The following is a 16,034-nucleotide window of genomic DNA, read 5'->3' as shown; positions in this document are numbered from 1 at the left end:
CGGCACACGACCAAAGTTTTGCACAGGACAAATTGACACACCCATGACAGCGCTTTTAACCTAGCGTCCAGCCATTGTAAATTGGTCTTACCAATTATCCAATGCCAGTGCCTGACCAACAACAATTAGGGGCTACCCCATATGCAAACCTGGCAACAACTCTATTCCCCGCTTGGTAGTCTTGGCCTGTCCGCACTGGCGGCGGTCATACCCATCGTGTTCTTCTTCCTGGCCCTCGCCGTGTTCCGCCTCAAAGGCCACGTCGCCGGCAGCATTACCCTTGGATTATCGATGCTGGTGGCGATCTTCGCCTTCCAGATGCCGGTCGACATGGCCCTTGCTGCCGCAGGCTATGGCTTCCTCTACGGCCTCTGGCCAATCGCCTGGATCATCGTAGCCGCGGTGTTCCTGTACAAACTCACGGTCAAGAGCGGCCAGTTCGAGGTGATCCGCAGCTCGGTACTGTCGATCACCGACGACCAGCGCCTGCAGGTGCTGCTGATCGGCTTCTGCTTCGGTGCCTTCCTCGAAGGCGCGGCCGGCTTCGGCGCACCAGTGGCAATCACTGCCGCGCTGCTGGTGGGCCTGGGCTTCAACCCGCTGTACGCCGCCGGCCTGTGCCTGATCGCCAACACCGCCCCCGTGGCGTTCGGCGCCCTGGGCATCCCGATCATCGTCGCCGGCCAGGTCACGGGCATCGACGCCTTCCACATCGGCGCCATGACCGGCCGCCAGCTGCCTCTGCTGTCGTTGTTCGTGCCGTTCTGGCTGGTGTTCATGATGGACGGCCTGCGCGGCGTCAAAGAAACCTGGCCTGCAGCCCTGGTGGCCGGCCTGAGCTTCGCCGTCACCCAGTACTTCACCTCCAACTTCATCGGCCCGGAACTGCCGGACATCACCTCGGCCCTGGCCAGCCTTGTCGCCCTGACCCTGTTCCTGAAGGTCTGGCAGCCCAAGCGCTCGTTCGCCGAAGCCAAAGGCAGCGTCGGCGCCGCCGTGGTCAGCAGCGGCGGCAGCCAGCCAAGCCCTTACAGTTTCGGTGAAATTTTCAAGGCCTGGTCGCCGTTCCTGATCCTCACCGTGCTGGTCACCATCTGGACCCTGAAACCGTTCAAGGCGGCGTTCGCCCCGGGCGGCGCGATGTACAACTTCGTGTTCAACTTCGCCATCCCGCACCTCGACCAACTGGTGATCAAGACCGCGCCGATCGTCGCCGCGCCGACCGCCATGCAAGCGGTGTTCAAGCTCGACCCGATCTCCGCCACCGGCACAGCGATCTTCCTGTCCGCGCTGATCTCCATGGCCGTATTGAAGATCAACTTCAAAACTGGTCTTACCACTTTAAAGGAAACCTTCTGGGAGCTGCGCTGGCCGATCCTGTCGATCGGTATGGTCCTGGCCTTCGCCTTCGTCACCAACTATTCGGGCATGTCTTCGACCATGGCCCTGGTACTGGCCGGCACCGGCGCCGCGTTCCCGTTCTTCTCGCCGTTCCTGGGCTGGCTGGGTGTGTTCCTCACAGGCTCCGACACCTCGTCCAATGCCCTGTTCGGTTCGCTGCAGGCCACCACTGCCCACCAGATCGGGGTCAACGACACCCTGCTGGTAGCAGCCAACACCAGCGGCGGCGTGACCGGCAAGATGATCTCGCCGCAGTCGATCGCCGTGGCCTGCGCAGCCACCGGCCTGGTTGGCAAGGAGTCCGACCTGTTCCGCTTCACCGTCAAGCACAGCCTGTTCTTCGCCACCATCGTCGGCCTGATCACCTTGGTCCAGGCCTACTGGCTGACCGGCATGCTGGTCCATCACTAAAGTGAAAGGGGCCGGGCGCCACCGAGCGCCCGGCATCTCCTTCAACCCACGCTGCGAGAATCCATGATCATTTCCGCCTCCACCGACTATCGCGCCGCGGCCCAACGCAAGCTGCCCCCCTTCCTCTTCCACTATGCCGACGGCGGCGCGTACGCAGAGCACACCCTGCGCCACAACGTCTCGGACCTGGCCGGCATTGCCCTGCGCCAGCGGGTGCTGAAGAACATGTCCGAGCTGAGCCTGGAAACCCGGCTGTTCGACGAAACCCTGAGCATGCCCGTGGCCCTCGCCCCGGTCGGCCTCACCGGCATGTATGCCCGCCGCGGCGAAGTGCAGGCAGCCCGTGCGGCAGCCGCCCATGGCATCCCCTTCACCATGTCTACCGTGTCGGTCTGCCCGATCGAAGAAGTGGCGCCAGCCATCGACCGGCCGATGTGGTTCCAGCTGTATGTGCTCAAAGACCGCGGCTTCATGCGCAACGCGCTGGAGCGGGCCAAGGCCGCCGGGGTCAGAACCCTGGTGTTCACCGTCGACATGCCGGTGCCAGGCGCCCGTTACCGCGATGCACACTCCGGCATGAGCGGTGCCAACGGGCCAATGCGCCGCGTGTTGCAGGCCATGACCCACCCCGAATGGGCCTGGGACGTTGGCGTGATGGGCCGCCCGCACGACCTGGGCAACATTTCCAAATACCGCGGCAACCCCACCGGCCTTGCCGACTACATCGGCTGGCTGGGTAGCAACTTCGACCCGTCGATTTCCTGGAAGGACCTGGAATGGATACGCGAGTTCTGGGACGGCCCGATGATCATCAAAGGCATCCTCGACGCCGACGACGCACGTGACGCGGTCAAGTTCGGTGCCGACGGCATCGTCGTCTCCAACCACGGCGGCCGCCAGCTCGACGGCGTGCTGTCCAGCGCCCGTGCGTTGCCGGCGATCGCCGACGCAGTAAAAGGCGACCTGAAAATTCTCGCCGACTCCGGCATCCGCAGCGGCCTCGATGTAGTGCGCATGATCGCCCTGGGCGCAGACACCGTACTGATCGGCCGCGCCTTCCTCTGGGCCCTGGCCGTGCACGGTCAGGCCGGGGTGAAGAACCTGCTCGAACTGTTCGAAAAGGAAATGCGCGTGGCCATGGTGCTCACGGGCGCCAAGGCGATCAGCGAGATCAGCCGCGACTCGCTGGTACGCGAACTGGGCGCTTGAGCGCCTGCAAAAACACCGCCTGTATGACCGGGCATGCGGCGCGCCAGACGCCGTGGCCCGGTGAGGAGATAGCATGAGCCTGCCCGCCGCATTCCTGCGTGATGCCGAGCGCCTGATACCCGCCGATCGCCGTTTCGACGACGCCACGTCCACCCTGGCCTTCGGCACCGACGCCAGTTTCTACCGGCTGATCCCCAAGCTGGTCGTGCGCGTGGAGTCGGAAGACGAAGTGGTCGGGCTGCTGCAACTGGCCCAGCGCGAGCGCGTGCCGGTGACCTTCCGCGCCGCGGGCACCAGCCTGTCCGGCCAGGCTATCAGTGACTCGGTGCTGATCGTGCTCGGCGATAACTGGGGCAACAAGGAGATCCGTGGCCAGGGCGAACAGATCCGCCTGCAACCCGGGGTTATCGGCGCCCAAGCCAACGCCTGGCTGGCCCCTTACGGGCGCAAGATCGGCCCGGACCCGGCCTCGATCAATGCCTGCAAGATTGGCGGCATCGTTGCCAACAACGCCAGCGGCATGTGCTGCGGCACCGCGCAAAACACCTACCACACTCTGGCCGGCCTGCGCCTGGTGCTGGCTGACGGCACGCGCCTGGACAGCGAAGACCCGGCCAGCGTTGCCGCCTTTGAAAACAGCCACGCCGACCTGCTCGAAGCGCTGGCCCGGCTTGGCCGCGAAACCCGCGCCAACACCGCACTGGCAGAGCGCATCCGGCACAAGTACCGGCTGAAGAACACCACCGGCCTGTCGCTCAACGCCCTGGTGGACTACGACAAGCCGCTGGATATCCTCCAGCATTTGCTGGTTGGGTCTGAAGGTACGCTGGGCTTCATCAGCGCCGTCACCTACGACACCGTGCCCGATCACCCGCACAAGGCCAGCGCGCTGCTGGTGTTCCCCAGCGTGGAAAGCTGCTGCCGTGCGGTGACCGTGCTCAAGCGCCAGCCGGTGTCCGCCGTGGAGCTGCTCGACCGCCGCAGCCTGCGTTCGGTGCAAAACATGCCGGGCATGCCGCTGTGGGTAAAAGGCCTGTCGGGCAATGCCTGCGCGCTGCTAATCGAGTCCCGGGCCGCCAGCCAGAGCCTGCTGCACGAACAACTGCAACAGGTCATGGCCTCTATCGCCGAATACCCGCTGGAACAGAAAGTCGACTTCAGCGAAGACCCGGCGGTGTACAACCAGCTGTGGAAGATCCGCAAGGACACCTTCCCCGCCGTCGGCGCCGTGCGCCAGACCGGCACCACGGTGATCATCGAAGACGTCACCTTCCCCGTCGAGCAACTGGCCGAAGGCGTCAACCGCCTGATCCAGCTGTTCGACAAGCACCACTACGACGAAGCGATCATTTTCGGCCATGCGCTGGAGGGCAACCTGCACTTTGTCTTCACCCAGGGTTTCAACAGCGCGCAGGAAGTCGCGCGCTACCAGGCCTTCATGGATGACGTGGCGCAACTGGTGGCCGTGGAGTTCGGCGGCTCGCTCAAGGCCGAGCACGGCACCGGCCGCAACATGGCGCCGTTCGTGGAGCTGGAGTGGGGGCACGACGCCTATCAGCTGATGTGGACGCTCAAGCGCCTGCTCGACCCCAACGGCATCCTCAACCCCGACGTGGTGTTGAGCGAAGACCCGGACATTCACCTGAAAAACCTCAAGCCCCTGCCCGCCGCCGACGAGATCGTCGACAAATGCATCGAGTGCGGCTTCTGCGAGCCGGTCTGCCCGTCCAAAGGCCTGACCCTCAGCCCACGCCAGCGCATCGTCATGTGGCGTGACATTCAGGCGAAAAAACGCGCCGGCATCGATACCCGCGCACTGCTGCAGACTTACCAGTACCAAGGCATCGACACCTGCGCCGCCACCGGCCTGTGCGCCCAGCGCTGCCCGGTGGGCATCAATACCGGCGAGCTGGTGAAGAAGTTGCGCAGCCAGGCCGCCGAACATGCAAAGACCGCCGACTGGCTGGCCGAGCACTTCCCTACTGCACTGGGTGGCGCCCGCCTGACCCTGACCGCCGCCAACACCGCCCGCAAGCTGCTCGGCGCCCCGCGCCTGGGCCGCCTGAGTGCCTCGTTGAGTAAGGCCAGCAAAGGCCGCCTGCCGCAATGGTCCCCCGCCATGCCGCAGCCGTTGCGCAGCATCGATTTCGGCCCGGCGAGCAACGATGCCCGGCCACGGGTGGTGTACCTGGCGGCTTGCGTATCACGAGTGATGGGCCCGGCCTATGCCGACCGCGAGCAAAGCTCACTAATGGACAAGACCCGCGCCCTGCTGGAAAAGGCCGGTTACCAGGTGGTGTTCCCCGGCAACGCCGACAGCCTGTGCTGCGGGCAGCCGTTCGCATCCAAAGGTTACCCCGAGCAAGCGGAGCACAAGCGCCAAGAGCTGATCAACGCGCTGCTGCACGCCAGCCGCGGCGGCCTCGACCCCATCTACTGCGACACCAGCCCCTGCACCCTGCGCCTGGTGCAGGACCTGGGCGACACCCGCCTGGACCTGTACGACCCGGTGCGTTTCATCCGCACCCACCTGATGGACAAGCTGGAGTTCACCCCACAAAACGAACCGGTGGCGGTGCACGTGACCTGCAGCACCCAGCACCTGGGTGAAAGCCAGGCGCTGATCGACCTGGCGCGGCGCTGCAGCACGCAAGTGGTGATCCCGGAAGGGATTCACTGTTGCGGGTTTGCCGGTGACAAGGGCTTTACCACGCCAGAGCTCAATGCCCACTCACTGCGCAGCCTGAAGGACGCAGTGCAGTATTGCAGTGAAGGGATTTCCACCAGCCGGACCTGTGAGATCGGGCTGTCCAGCCACAGCGGGATCGATTACCACGGGCTGGTCTACCTGGTGGATCGCGTCACCCGCCCGCGTACCCTCTGATCTGCCCGCTGATTCGCCGGCAAAACCGGCCCCGGTGGTAGCAACGGTCTTGCTTAACTTCTAAAAGCTGGCGCGATCCAGGTGGGATCCGGCTTGCCGGCGATGGGCCGCAAAGCGGCCCCAGATGCTCGCTGGTCCCGTCGAGCGCGCTCGGGCTATTACAGCTCCGCTATGGGGGCTGCTGCGCAGCCCATCGCCGGCAAGCCGGCTCCCACCGCGACCGCGCAGTTCTTCAGGCCTGCGCTTTACCTGTGTAAGCAACCGTCTTGCCCAATTTCTAAAAGCCGGCGCAATCCATGTGGGAGCCGGCTTGCCGGCGATCGAGGGCGCAGCCCTCGCCTACGCCCTCCACCCGTAAGACATTTCCTAACCTGCAACCAAATGCTTCTGGATTGGATGCTTCGGCCTGCCCAGCCACAGCCAGATTGATTACCACGCTGCCCGCGCCCCCTCTGATTTCTCCTCTAATTCACCGGCAAACGCTGCCCCCCGGTGGGAGCCGGCTTGCCGGCGATCGAGGGCGCAGCCCTCGCCTACACCCCCACCCATAAGACATTCCCTAACCCGCAACCAAACGCTTCTGAATTGGATGCTTCGGCCTGCCCAGCCACAGCCAGATTGATTACCACGCTGCCCGCGCCCCCTCTGATCTCTCCTCTAATTCACCGGCAAACGCTGCCCCCCGGTGGGAGCCGGCTTGCCGGCGATCGAGGGCGCAGCCCGCGCCTACGCCCTCCACCCATAAGACATTCCCTAACCTGCAACCAAACGCTTCTGAATTGGATGCTTCGGCCTGCCCAGCCACAGCCAGATTGATTACCACGCTGCCCGCGCCCCCCTCTGATCTCTCCTCTAATTCACCGGCAAACGCTGCCCCCCGGTGGGAGCCGGCTTGCCGGCGATCGAGGGCGCAGCCCTCGCCTACGCCCTCCACCCGTAAGACATTTCCTAACCTGCAACCAAATGCTTCTGGATTAAATGCTTTGGGATTTATCCTACGACCGCCGCTGCCGTTTCGCTGTTGTTGCTCACAACCATCAGGGCTAACTTCCCTGGGTCGTCATCTTTGACGATTTGGGTGTGAGAGCCCGCAAACTTCGGCAGTACTGCTATGGCAGCCGCAACGCGGGCAGGCTTCGGCCTGGCCGGCTTATGCCGATCTTTGCCGGTCTCTCACCCCGCGTTCGGCTGCCACCTTATTCTGTGAGAGGAAGACGAAGGGCAGCTCAAATCCAGCCACGATCGGATCTGCACCATGAAGAAAATCGTACCCGACCCACCCCGCTCCAAACTCCTCACCAACCCTTACTTCTCCATCCACAGCGACATGCCCCCTCCAGACGCCCTTGCCCACGCCAGCGAACTGCTGCGCGGCGTCGCCGAAACCATCGACGAACACTGCCGCACCCACGCCGGCGAACCGGGCCTGAGCATGCTCAGCAACGCCGAGCATGCCTGCGAGACGTCCAGAGCCCTGATCGAGCATGCCTTGACTGGCCTCTACAACGCGCAAAGGCAGAGGTGATTCAATGAATGACGCGTTGAAAAACGTCACCACAGCCGGCAGTGAAACCTTCGACCTGTTTCGCCTGCAACCGGGCGTGCCTTTCGAGCACGCCTTCAGCCAGCTATCAGTACTGCTCGGTTGCATCCGCCACCTCACCACCGAAGCCGAAATGGAAAACGACCGCAAAGCCGGCAGCGCGGCGCGCATCCTGAGCGAGATGGCCAAGGCGCTGATCGACGACATCGAGCTTGGGCTGAACAAGTCCCACTGATGCCACCCGGGCCGCGCTGCGGCCCAATTGCCGGCGATCGAGGGCACAGCCCTCACCTAAGCCCTCCACCCGTAAGACATTTCCTAACCTGCAACCAAATGCTTCTGGATTAAATGCTTTGGGATTTATCCTACGACCGCCGCTGCCGTTTCGCTGTTGTTGCTCACAACCATCAGGGCTAACTTCCCTGGGTCGTTTTCGAACGACAGGGTGTGAGAACCCCGTAAACATGACAGCAGCCTCGTAATGGCGGCCCTGCGTGGGCAGACCTCGGTCTGGCCGGATTTCCCATGTTTACCGGTTTCTCACCCCACGCATGGCTGCCACCCAATCCCGTGAGAAAGGATCGCGTAGGCAGCTCCTGTTGAGTAATCAAACTGGGATCTGCACCATGAAGAAAATCGTACCCGACCCACCTCGCTCCAAACTCCTCACCAACCCTTACTTCTCCATCCACAGCGACATGCCCCCTCCAGACGCCCTGGCCCACGCCAGCGAACTGCTGCGCGGCGTCGCCGAAACCATCGACGAACACTGCCGCACCCACGCCGGCGAACCGGGCCTGAGCATGCTCAGCAACGCCGAGCATGCCTGCGAAACGTTCAGAGCCCTGATCGAGCATGCCTTGACTGGCCTCTACAACGCGCAAAGGCAGAGGTGATTCAATGAATGACGCGTTGAAAAACCTCACCACAGCCGGCAGCGAAACCTTCGACCTGTTTCGCCTGCAACCGGGCGTGCCTTTCGAGCACGCCTTCAGCCAGCTATCAGTACTGCTCGGTTGCATCCGCCACCTCACCACCGAAGCCGAAATGGAACACGACCGCCAGGCCGGCAGCGCGGCGCGCATCCTGAGCGAGATGGCCAAGGCGCTGATCGACGACATCGAGCTTGGGCTGAACAAATCCCACTGATGCCACCCGGGCCGCGCTGCGGCCCAATCAGCGGCACCACCCCGCCGCACACCATCATGTCGCCAAGCCAGCACCCCGATTGAACCCTCGGCAAACCCCAACAGTCCACCCTTACAGGCCCACCTTCCAGAGGCCTTCAAGGAGACACCCATGAAAGGTACCGCGCTTTCGGCCCTCTTCGCGGCCGCTACCCTCCTGGCTTCACCGGTGTTCGCTGCTGACGACCTGTGCACTATCAACCTGCAGAAGATCGACAACCAGATGGCCACCGCCGGCGCCACCTCCGAAGGCCTGGACAAGGCCATCACCGAACACGTCGACAAGGCCAAGGCCGCGCAGGCATCGGGCGACACCAAAGAATGCATCGCCATTTCCACCAAAGTGCTCGAACGCCTGGAAAAAACCGACAAGGGCAGCGGCTCGGCGGGTGGCAGCGGTAGCTAAGCTTTGAGCGGGCGGCAAGAAGCGGCTGTCGACGCCGCCCGCGCAAAGGCGTATACTCAGCAGCACGTGCCGAAAGGTACGTCAGCTAGAGCTGAGTGTGGGGCCGATTAGGATTCGACGCCGGTAGCGAAACTCTAGGTGCATGCCGAGTTGGTAACAGAACTCGTAAATCCACTGTTGCAACTTTCTATAGTTGCCAATGACGAAAACTACGAGGGTTACGCTCTCGCTGCGTAAGCAGCTGAGCCCGCTCTCCTGGTAGCTTCGGCTCCAGCAATCATCAGGGGATGCCTGTAAACCCGAAATGATTGTCATACAGAACAGGATCGTCGTGTAGCACGTTGGGGGCAAAGCGACTAAAACTTACCCAACTCGTCCAAAGCACCCTGCCCGTCGGGCGGCTGCGGATTAACTCAATAGACACGGCTAAGCATGTAGTACCGACAGCGGAGTACTGGCGGACGGGGGTTCAAATCCCCCCGGCTCCACCAAATGATCAAACAAAGACGTCCACGGACGTCTTTTTTTGTGTCTGCGATCCAGTAAATACGCGGCTTCCAGCGATTTTGCGGTCTTTTGAGAGTTTTGGAGTTCCAGCCGTTCGGGTATTCCAGACGGTATTCCAGTCCACCCGGTGCTAATCTTTGGAATACCGAATCAGTGCCTGAGGACAATCTCATGCCTGCTCAAAACCTCCGCCTCTCCGATCGACAGCTCAAGGGAGTCAAACCCGCGTCCAAGGATTACGTCCTCACGGACGGTGACGGTTTGCAGCTCCGCGTACGTAGCAACGGCTCGTTGCTGTGGAATTTCAACTACCGCGAACCGGTGACCAAGAAGCGCATCAACATCGGCTTTGGGACCTACCCCGAACTGTCACTGGCGAATGCACGAAAGAAGGCAGTCGAAGCGCGTGAGCTGCTCGCACAAGGCATCGATCCGAAGGTGCAACGCAATACATTGAATGAAGCCAAGCGCGCAGAAACGGAACACACCTTCGAGAACGTGGCCACCGCTTGGTTCGAGCTCAAGAAAGACTCGGTCACCCCTGCCTACGCCGAGGACATTTGGCGGTCGCTCACGCTGCATGTATTCCCCGACTTGAGGACAACACCACTGACGAAAATCACCGCGCCGATGGTGATTGCATTGCTTCGTCCAATCGAAGCGAAAGGTAGCCTGGAGACAGTCAAACGTCTTAGCCAGCGGCTAAACGAGATCATGACCTACGGCGTAAATTCCGGCCTGATCTTCGCCAACCCGCTCAGCGGCATCAGGGCAGTCTTCAAGAAGCCCAAGAAAGAAAACATGGCTGCGCTTCCGCCCGAAGAGCTCCCCGAGCTCATGCTGGAGATCGCGAACGCCAGCATCAAACGCACCACCCGCTGCCTGATCGAATGGCAGTTGCACACGATGACTCGCCCCGCCGAGGCGGCGACTACTCGCTGGGCAGACATCGACTTTGAAAGGCGTGTCTGGACTATCCCTCCGGAGCGGATGAAGAAGCGCCGCCCACACAGCATCCCGTTGAGTGATCATGCTGTCGCACTATTGGAGTCACTGAAGACTCACAGCGGCCATCGCGAATACGTCTTCCCGGCCGATAGAAATCCACGCACCCACGCCAGTAGCCAGACCGCCAACATGGCATTGAAACGCATGGGCTTTCAGGATCGATTGGTCAGCCACGGTATGCGCTCGATGGCCAGCACCATCTTGAATGAACATGGGTGGGACCCCGAACTCATTGAGGTCGCATTGGCGCATGTCGACAAGGATGAGGTGCGCAGCGCCTACAACCGAGCCGACTACATTGAACGCAGACGACCGATGATGGCCTGGTGGAGTGAGTACATCCAGAAAGCCGCCACCGGCAGCCTGCTTGCCTCAGCATACGGTCAAGTCAGAGACAAGAACGTGGTACCGATCCGCTAGCTCTGTACGGCGCAAGAATTGCGGAAACAACTGAACGTCCAAGATTCGGGGCAAGCAGCCTCGCTTATCTGCTTCTCAGCGCGGGTCCATCCAAACAGGGCTGCAAAGCCGCCCTGTTTGGATGGACCTCACTTTGAAAAGCTAAAAAGCCACGACGTTGTCCGGGATTTACCAAGTAATTCCACCGATGGATAACCGCTTTTCACGTCCTCAAGGGCGCTTAATTTCGGCCCTTGACCGGGTTTATCCACAGGCGTAGAACTGGCCGTGCAAAGGCTGTCGATGACAGCACCCCAGGTGACCCGAGCCTTAAAGGTCACGCCGCCCAGCGGTGGTTCAGCCCAAGTACGATTCGCATCCGGCAGCTCGTACGGTCACTACCCATGTGATGGATGCTCTTACACATATTGCGCTCGTGCGCCAGATACACCGTACCTCGCTGCCCTGCAGCAACCTATCCGTTTGGCCGAATCTTGCGCCAACCTGTGCCCGTCTCTTTCTTCTGGAAAGAGACGGGCAGTTCTACCACTGCTGCAGCCCTGATCGCACATGGCTTTGCGGCAATCCCCCTCGTGACAATCGGCGTGACAAACGCCGATGTCACCAGCAACAGCGCTGTAGATGATGGTGCCGCAGACCAGGGAATGGACTGCACCTGACTGACAGTCAGGCACGCCCCGGTCATCGCAGTGCTGCGTTCACCCGGCTCAGGATCTTCAGGCGCTGGTCTAGTCAGCCAGTGCTGCCTCCACCCGCCCACCGGTAACGGTGTTCAGGAGGCCAGATCATGAGATGCCCTTGCTCCCGGACGTAAGGAGCCGCCAGTCCCGCGTAAAGGACACTCCCCACAGGTCGCAGGGGCCTTGATCCCTGATAACACTCAACATTCTTGGCGGGATGAAGTGGGGCGAGGATCGGAGACCAGGCGATGAGGTGATTCGACATGGCATTGGTGGGTAGACGCGATGGCCGAAATTTCGGCTACGGCAGGCAACTGAGCTATGCAGGGCCGCAGGCGTTGAAAGACATGTTCGGCGGCGGCCACTACGGCACGGTGAAGGCACACTGTGATCGGTGGCAGGCATTCGTCAGATGGTGCCGCTCCGAACAAGGGCCCGGTATCAATGATGCGCGGCAAATTGATCGGAAGGTATTGGCCGACTATGCGGCGTATCTGCGCGATGCGGTTGAGTGCGGTAGCCTCGCCATCAGCACCGCACAAAACCGCCTATCCAGCGTTAACAGGACCATGGCGGCGCTGCGCGGTGATCATTGTGTGAAATTGCCCAGTCCGAGCAAGGCGCTGGGAATGCAGCGCACCGGAGTTCGCCAATCGGCTCCGCAAGGCCAAGACCGCGAACAGGTTAAGCAGATCGTCGATGCGCTTTGTCGCCATCATCAGCAACGGGCCGCCGCGATTGTTCTGTTGGCGCGAGCCACCGGCATGCGCCTGCGTGAGGCCATCCTGGCTGACCTGCCACGGCTGAGCCGTGAGGCTGAAGACCTAGGCAGGATCAACATCCAGGATGGCACCAAAGGCGGTCGCGCTGGCGCCTCAGCGCCACGATGGATTGCGGTGGACGAACATGTTCAAGACGCACTTGGGTTTGCACGGCAGGTGTCGCCTGCGAGTAGCCGCAACCTGATTGCGCCAGACGAAAGCTATCTAAATGTTCTGCAGGAAATCATCCGCCCAGCGCGGGACGTCCTGCATGCACACAACCTCAAAGGCTTCCACGAATTGCGGGCGGCCTATGCATGCGAACGCTACGAGCAAATCACCCAACATCTCGCGCCCATTAATGATGGTAGCTACTACCAAATCAACCGGCACCTCGACCAGCGGGCCCGAGACCTAATCAGCTTTGAACTAGGGCATGGCCGTATCGACGTCGTATCTGCTTATATTGGCGCCCGAGCATGAGCAAGCCATTCGATATGGAGCTGTTCCTTGCAGGCAGCCTGACCGGATCGCACGCCACCCGCCAACGCCACCTTCGCCAAGCGAAGGCTATTCAAGCGGCGATTTCTAATCGCTGGCACATCGACAACCCATGGACTTGGCAGAGAAAGCATCTCGTATGGGTTCTAAATCGCCACTTGGATCAGGCCGCTGAATCGACGCGCTATTACTATCTGCTGACCATGCGCTTACTCGCTCTTCGCCTAGGAAAATCTTGGGAGCTCCTCTAGAGCGACGAGCCTCGGGGATGACGAGCGCACGCAAGGCATTTGGCGCCAACACACCCTGGTTTCTTACCCGGACCCATACCCCAAAAGGTTTCGATGACGATTTTCCCAAAAAGGGAGGATTGACAGCTCAAGAGAAAGGCAGAATACTTATCCCAAATTGGGAAGAAAAATACGACGTATGCGACTCATTGGATGTGAAAAGCTAGCTAGCGCCAAGAGCATTGGCTTGGACCTACAGAGATGGGTCCTCAGCTGGACCGCTGAGGTGAAGAGTGCGCATTGGAAGCAACCCAGCGACGTGTGCGACCAGTTCCCCAATGTACTCCACGAAGGCGATAGCTTGTTTCTATTTCCAATCAGCCAGTGTGGTTTTGCAGTTCAAGTTCTCATTGCTTTCCCACAAGGCATTGCTCTAATCCAAGATTTAAAATCTAGCGAAGACTCAAATGAACATTAAGGTTATCCGGACAGAAGACCAATACCGAGCATACCTTGAAGAAGTTCAAGTGCTGATGGCTAAAGCTCCAGCGCTCTATACCGACGACAGCGAGCGCTTAGAAGTTCTTACCGTTCTTCTAGAATCGTACGAAAATGAGAAATTCCCCGTCGAGCCACCTGATCCAATCGACGCGATTCTGTTTCGAATGCAGGAAAAAGGTCTTAAGCAGGCAGATTTGGTGCCTTATTTTGGCACCAGCAGCAGAGTTTCCGAAATACTCAACAGAAAAAGACCTCTAACTGTCCAAATGATTCGGGCGATATCTATTGGTCTCGGAATTTCAGCCGACACGCTCATAGGTCTTTCTAGCCCCGACGTTGACCAGCCCAAGTCGGATATAGACTGGGGAAAATTCCCAATTAAAGAAATGACTAAACGCGGCTGGCTAAAGGCACTGTCCGGGCAAGCTAAAACCTCAGTCGAAGATGTAGTTAAAAATTTTATCTTCGACTCCGGCTTGCAATTTGGAGCAGCCTCGTTCAGACGAACACTTTCAGGAGAAGCGACGTCTCCGACAACTCAGTATGCGCTATATGCTTGGCTTGCCAGAATCATACAAAGAGCAAGAGAAAATAAAGACAGACTAGGAAGTTTTGAGCAAGAAAAATTGTCAAGCCAATTCCTCAAGGAACTGGCGCAGTTGAGCTGGTCGGAAAAGGGCCCGCTGCTCGCTATTGAGTTCCTTGAAAAACGTGGCATTGCAGTCATAATTGAGCCCCATTTAAAAGGCACGCTACTTGACGGCGCCGCACTAAAAGATATTGATGGAACGCCAATAGTTGCACTCACCCTTAGATTTGACAGAATCGACAACTTCTGGTTTACGCTACTCCACGAGGTAGCGCATTTATGGAAACATGTTGGAAAGGAAGAAGCATTTCTAGATAATCTCAGCACAGACTCTGAGGATAGGCGTGAAGCTGAGGCCAATAGATTAGCAAGAGAAGCGTTTATACCTAGGCTCATATGGAAGAGATGCAACGCCCATATAGCGCCTAGCAAAGAGAGTATCGAAGAGCTTGCTAGAGAGCTGAAGATTCACCCAGCGATAATCGTCGGAAGGATCAGACGAGAGCTAGACAACTACAGCTTATTTGCCGACCTGGTTGGTCAAGATGAAGTAAGAAGTCTACTAACCCCATAGATAGCTGCGAGGCTTGAGATGATCCCAACGTACGTTCCGCTTCTAAAGGCACTAAAGAGCGAGTTTCTAGCTGTCGCAGAGATGGCAAGAGATGATGCGCGAAAAACCCTTCCTCTTTTTGAGATTTCCCGAATAGGGAAAAATATTATTGAGGCGAAGCGATTTGAAAGCTGCACAGAAATCAAAACAGCGTACTTGAACGAGGTCATGTCAGGAATCGCTAGTGTTTGGGCCGGTAGGATTGCCATGGTAGACGCTTATCATTGGGCAGCAGACGCCACAATCGAGAATGGCGAACATATTATTCCCTATATTTATTCAACGCTTAACACCCTTGGAGTTGAGATTGTTCCCGTAATTGGATATGACCGCTGGGAAGACGAGTCCTATAGCTTAGCACTCCGGTCATTTGACGTCCCTCATGATAGAAACTATTGCTTGAGACTAGACAGTACGGCCATCGAGGACTCGGCCGAGCCCGATTTCTTCCAAGAAAATATCGAGACTATTCTCGATGATCTTAGCTTGGACGCTGGCCGCTGTTCAGTACTCATCGACTTCGGGGATGTCACAAACACTTCTATCGAAATTTTGACCACCAAGGCAACCGATATCGTAGATCAACTCAAGAGCTTTGGTTTCAAATATTTTATAACGTCTGGGTGCTCGCTTCCAAAAACGATTGATGCAGCCGTCAAAAAAGTTGACTCTGTTGGCTTCGTCCTGCGGCGTGAAATGCAGCTTTGGCAAAACCTCAGACAAAGTGCTCCAGCGACTCCAATAATTTATGGAGATTATGGTGTACGGGGCCCAAACACTAACGAGGGCGTAAGAAGCAAGCATACTAATGGAAAGATTCGCTACACAATCGACAAGCAGTTTTTCGTAGTCCGCGGACACTCCATGAGCCTTCCAGGCAAAGGAGAACAAATGTATACGCTTGCCGAAACCTTAGTTAACTCATCCCACTACATGGGGGAGCCGTTTAGTTGGGGTGATAAGCGTATCGCTGACTGTAGTCGAAAGAAAATCAAAGGGGGTGCCCCACAATGGATAACTATCGACACCAGCCACCACTTAGCATATGTGGTTTCTGAAGTAGAAGAATTCGAGCGTAGCGCGGTTATGGCGGCCACTAAACGGGCGCTCAATTAGTGATCAGCTGCTATGTGAGCATATCCCCTTAATAAAAAATGGGGCATCCCATACGGGTGCCCCTTCC

Annotated in this window: 13 protein-coding genes and 1 other RNA gene; all 14 read left to right on the top strand. The window is 59.0% G+C overall.

Annotation, left to right across the window (positions count from 1 at the left end; translation table 11 throughout):
• Positions 1 to 141 precede the first annotated feature (141 nt).
• Positions 142 to 1,812: a lactate permease LctP family transporter gene (locus tag JOE27_RS19940; protein WP_204919635.1), complete on the top strand. Its 1,671-nt coding sequence runs from the start codon at positions 142 to 144 to the stop codon at positions 1,810 to 1,812.
• A gap of 63 nt (positions 1,813 to 1,875) precedes the next feature.
• Entirely contained in the window at positions 1,876 to 3,021 is a 1,146-nt protein-coding gene (gene lldD, locus JOE27_RS19935; protein WP_204919632.1) for an FMN-dependent L-lactate dehydrogenase LldD, read from the top strand.
• Between the two features lie 73 nt (positions 3,022 to 3,094).
• Complete coding sequence (locus tag JOE27_RS19930; protein WP_204919630.1) at positions 3,095 to 5,905, top strand: FAD-binding and (Fe-S)-binding domain-containing protein; 2,811 nt, start codon at positions 3,095 to 3,097, stop codon at positions 5,903 to 5,905.
• Between the two features lie 1,255 nt (positions 5,906 to 7,160).
• Positions 7,161 to 7,430, top strand: a complete 270-nt coding sequence (locus tag JOE27_RS19925) for a hypothetical protein (RefSeq protein ID WP_115273537.1) — start codon at positions 7,161 to 7,163, stop codon at positions 7,428 to 7,430.
• A 4-nt stretch (positions 7,431 to 7,434) separates the two neighbouring features.
• Entirely contained in the window at positions 7,435 to 7,683 is a 249-nt protein-coding gene (locus JOE27_RS19920; RefSeq protein ID WP_204919628.1) for a DUF3077 domain-containing protein, read from the top strand.
• Between the two features lie 391 nt (positions 7,684 to 8,074).
• Positions 8,075 to 8,344 carry a hypothetical protein gene (locus JOE27_RS19915; RefSeq protein ID WP_204919627.1) on the top strand — a complete coding sequence of 90 codons (270 nt, stop codon included), beginning with the start codon at positions 8,075 to 8,077 and terminating at the stop codon, positions 8,342 to 8,344.
• Positions 8,345 to 8,348: 4 nt separating this feature from the next.
• Positions 8,349 to 8,597, top strand: coding sequence for a DUF3077 domain-containing protein (locus JOE27_RS19910; protein WP_161871123.1), 249 nt, complete (start codon positions 8,349 to 8,351; stop codon positions 8,595 to 8,597).
• Between the two features lie 150 nt (positions 8,598 to 8,747).
• Complete coding sequence (locus tag JOE27_RS19905) at positions 8,748 to 9,041, top strand: hypothetical protein (protein ID WP_046785172.1); 294 nt, start codon at positions 8,748 to 8,750, stop codon at positions 9,039 to 9,041.
• Between the two features lie 99 nt (positions 9,042 to 9,140).
• Positions 9,141 to 9,532, top strand: a transfer-messenger RNA (tmRNA) gene (gene ssrA, locus JOE27_RS19900).
• Between the two features lie 187 nt (positions 9,533 to 9,719).
• The gene (locus JOE27_RS19895; protein ID WP_204919626.1) at positions 9,720 to 10,976 is read left to right on the top strand and encodes an integrase domain-containing protein; all 1,257 of its coding nucleotides are present in this window, start codon (positions 9,720 to 9,722) and stop codon (positions 10,974 to 10,976) included.
• Positions 10,977 to 11,919: 943 nt separating this feature from the next.
• Complete coding sequence (locus JOE27_RS19890) at positions 11,920 to 12,900, top strand: integrase domain-containing protein (protein ID WP_204919625.1); 981 nt, start codon at positions 11,920 to 11,922, stop codon at positions 12,898 to 12,900.
• Positions 12,897 to 13,169 (top strand): hypothetical protein, encoded by a 273-nt coding sequence (locus JOE27_RS19885; RefSeq protein ID WP_204919624.1) that lies wholly within the window; start codon positions 12,897 to 12,899, stop codon positions 13,167 to 13,169. Before JOE27_RS19890 ends, JOE27_RS19885 begins: the two co-directional genes overlap by 4 nt.
• 446 nt (positions 13,170 to 13,615) lie before the next feature.
• Positions 13,616 to 14,812: an ImmA/IrrE family metallo-endopeptidase gene (locus JOE27_RS19875; RefSeq protein WP_204919621.1), complete on the top strand. Its 1,197-nt coding sequence runs from the start codon at positions 13,616 to 13,618 to the stop codon at positions 14,810 to 14,812.
• Between the two features lie 18 nt (positions 14,813 to 14,830).
• Positions 14,831 to 15,967 (top strand): beta family protein, encoded by a 1,137-nt coding sequence (locus JOE27_RS19870; protein ID WP_204919611.1) that lies wholly within the window; start codon positions 14,831 to 14,833, stop codon positions 15,965 to 15,967.
• Positions 15,968 to 16,034: the final 67 nt, after the last annotated feature.

The organism is Pseudomonas sp. M5, from assembly GCF_016907075.1.
GTDB lineage: Bacteria > Pseudomonadota > Gammaproteobacteria > Pseudomonadales > Pseudomonadaceae > Aquipseudomonas > Aquipseudomonas putida_E.
This window is presented reverse-complemented; position numbering and strand designations above follow the sequence as displayed.

Excerpts from the sequence above, each read along its gene's own strand:
- JOE27_RS19940 (WP_204919635.1), top strand. The coding sequence starts at position 142 with ATGCAAACCTGGCAACAACTCTATTCCCCGCTTGGTAGTCTTGGCCTG.
- JOE27_RS19870 (WP_204919611.1), top strand. The coding sequence starts at position 14,831 with ATGATCCCAACGTACGTTCCGCTTCTAAAGGCACTAAAGAGCGAGTTT.
- JOE27_RS19905 (WP_046785172.1), top strand. The coding sequence starts at position 8,748 with ATGAAAGGTACCGCGCTTTCGGCCCTCTTCGCGGCCGCTACCCTCCTG.
- JOE27_RS19930 (WP_204919630.1), top strand. The coding sequence starts at position 3,095 with ATGAGCCTGCCCGCCGCATTCCTGCGTGATGCCGAGCGCCTGATACCC.
- JOE27_RS19895 (WP_204919626.1), top strand. The coding sequence starts at position 9,720 with ATGCCTGCTCAAAACCTCCGCCTCTCCGATCGACAGCTCAAGGGAGTC.
- JOE27_RS19885 (WP_204919624.1), top strand. The coding sequence starts at position 12,897 with ATGAGCAAGCCATTCGATATGGAGCTGTTCCTTGCAGGCAGCCTGACC.
- JOE27_RS19915 (WP_204919627.1), top strand. The coding sequence starts at position 8,075 with ATGAAGAAAATCGTACCCGACCCACCTCGCTCCAAACTCCTCACCAAC.
- lldD (WP_204919632.1), top strand. The coding sequence starts at position 1,876 with ATGATCATTTCCGCCTCCACCGACTATCGCGCCGCGGCCCAACGCAAG.
- JOE27_RS19875 (WP_204919621.1), top strand. The coding sequence starts at position 13,616 with ATGAACATTAAGGTTATCCGGACAGAAGACCAATACCGAGCATACCTT.
- JOE27_RS19910 (WP_161871123.1), top strand. The coding sequence starts at position 8,349 with ATGAATGACGCGTTGAAAAACCTCACCACAGCCGGCAGCGAAACCTTC.
- JOE27_RS19890 (WP_204919625.1), top strand. The coding sequence starts at position 11,920 with ATGGCATTGGTGGGTAGACGCGATGGCCGAAATTTCGGCTACGGCAGG.
- JOE27_RS19920 (WP_204919628.1), top strand. The coding sequence starts at position 7,435 with ATGAATGACGCGTTGAAAAACGTCACCACAGCCGGCAGTGAAACCTTC.
- JOE27_RS19925 (WP_115273537.1), top strand. The coding sequence starts at position 7,161 with ATGAAGAAAATCGTACCCGACCCACCCCGCTCCAAACTCCTCACCAAC.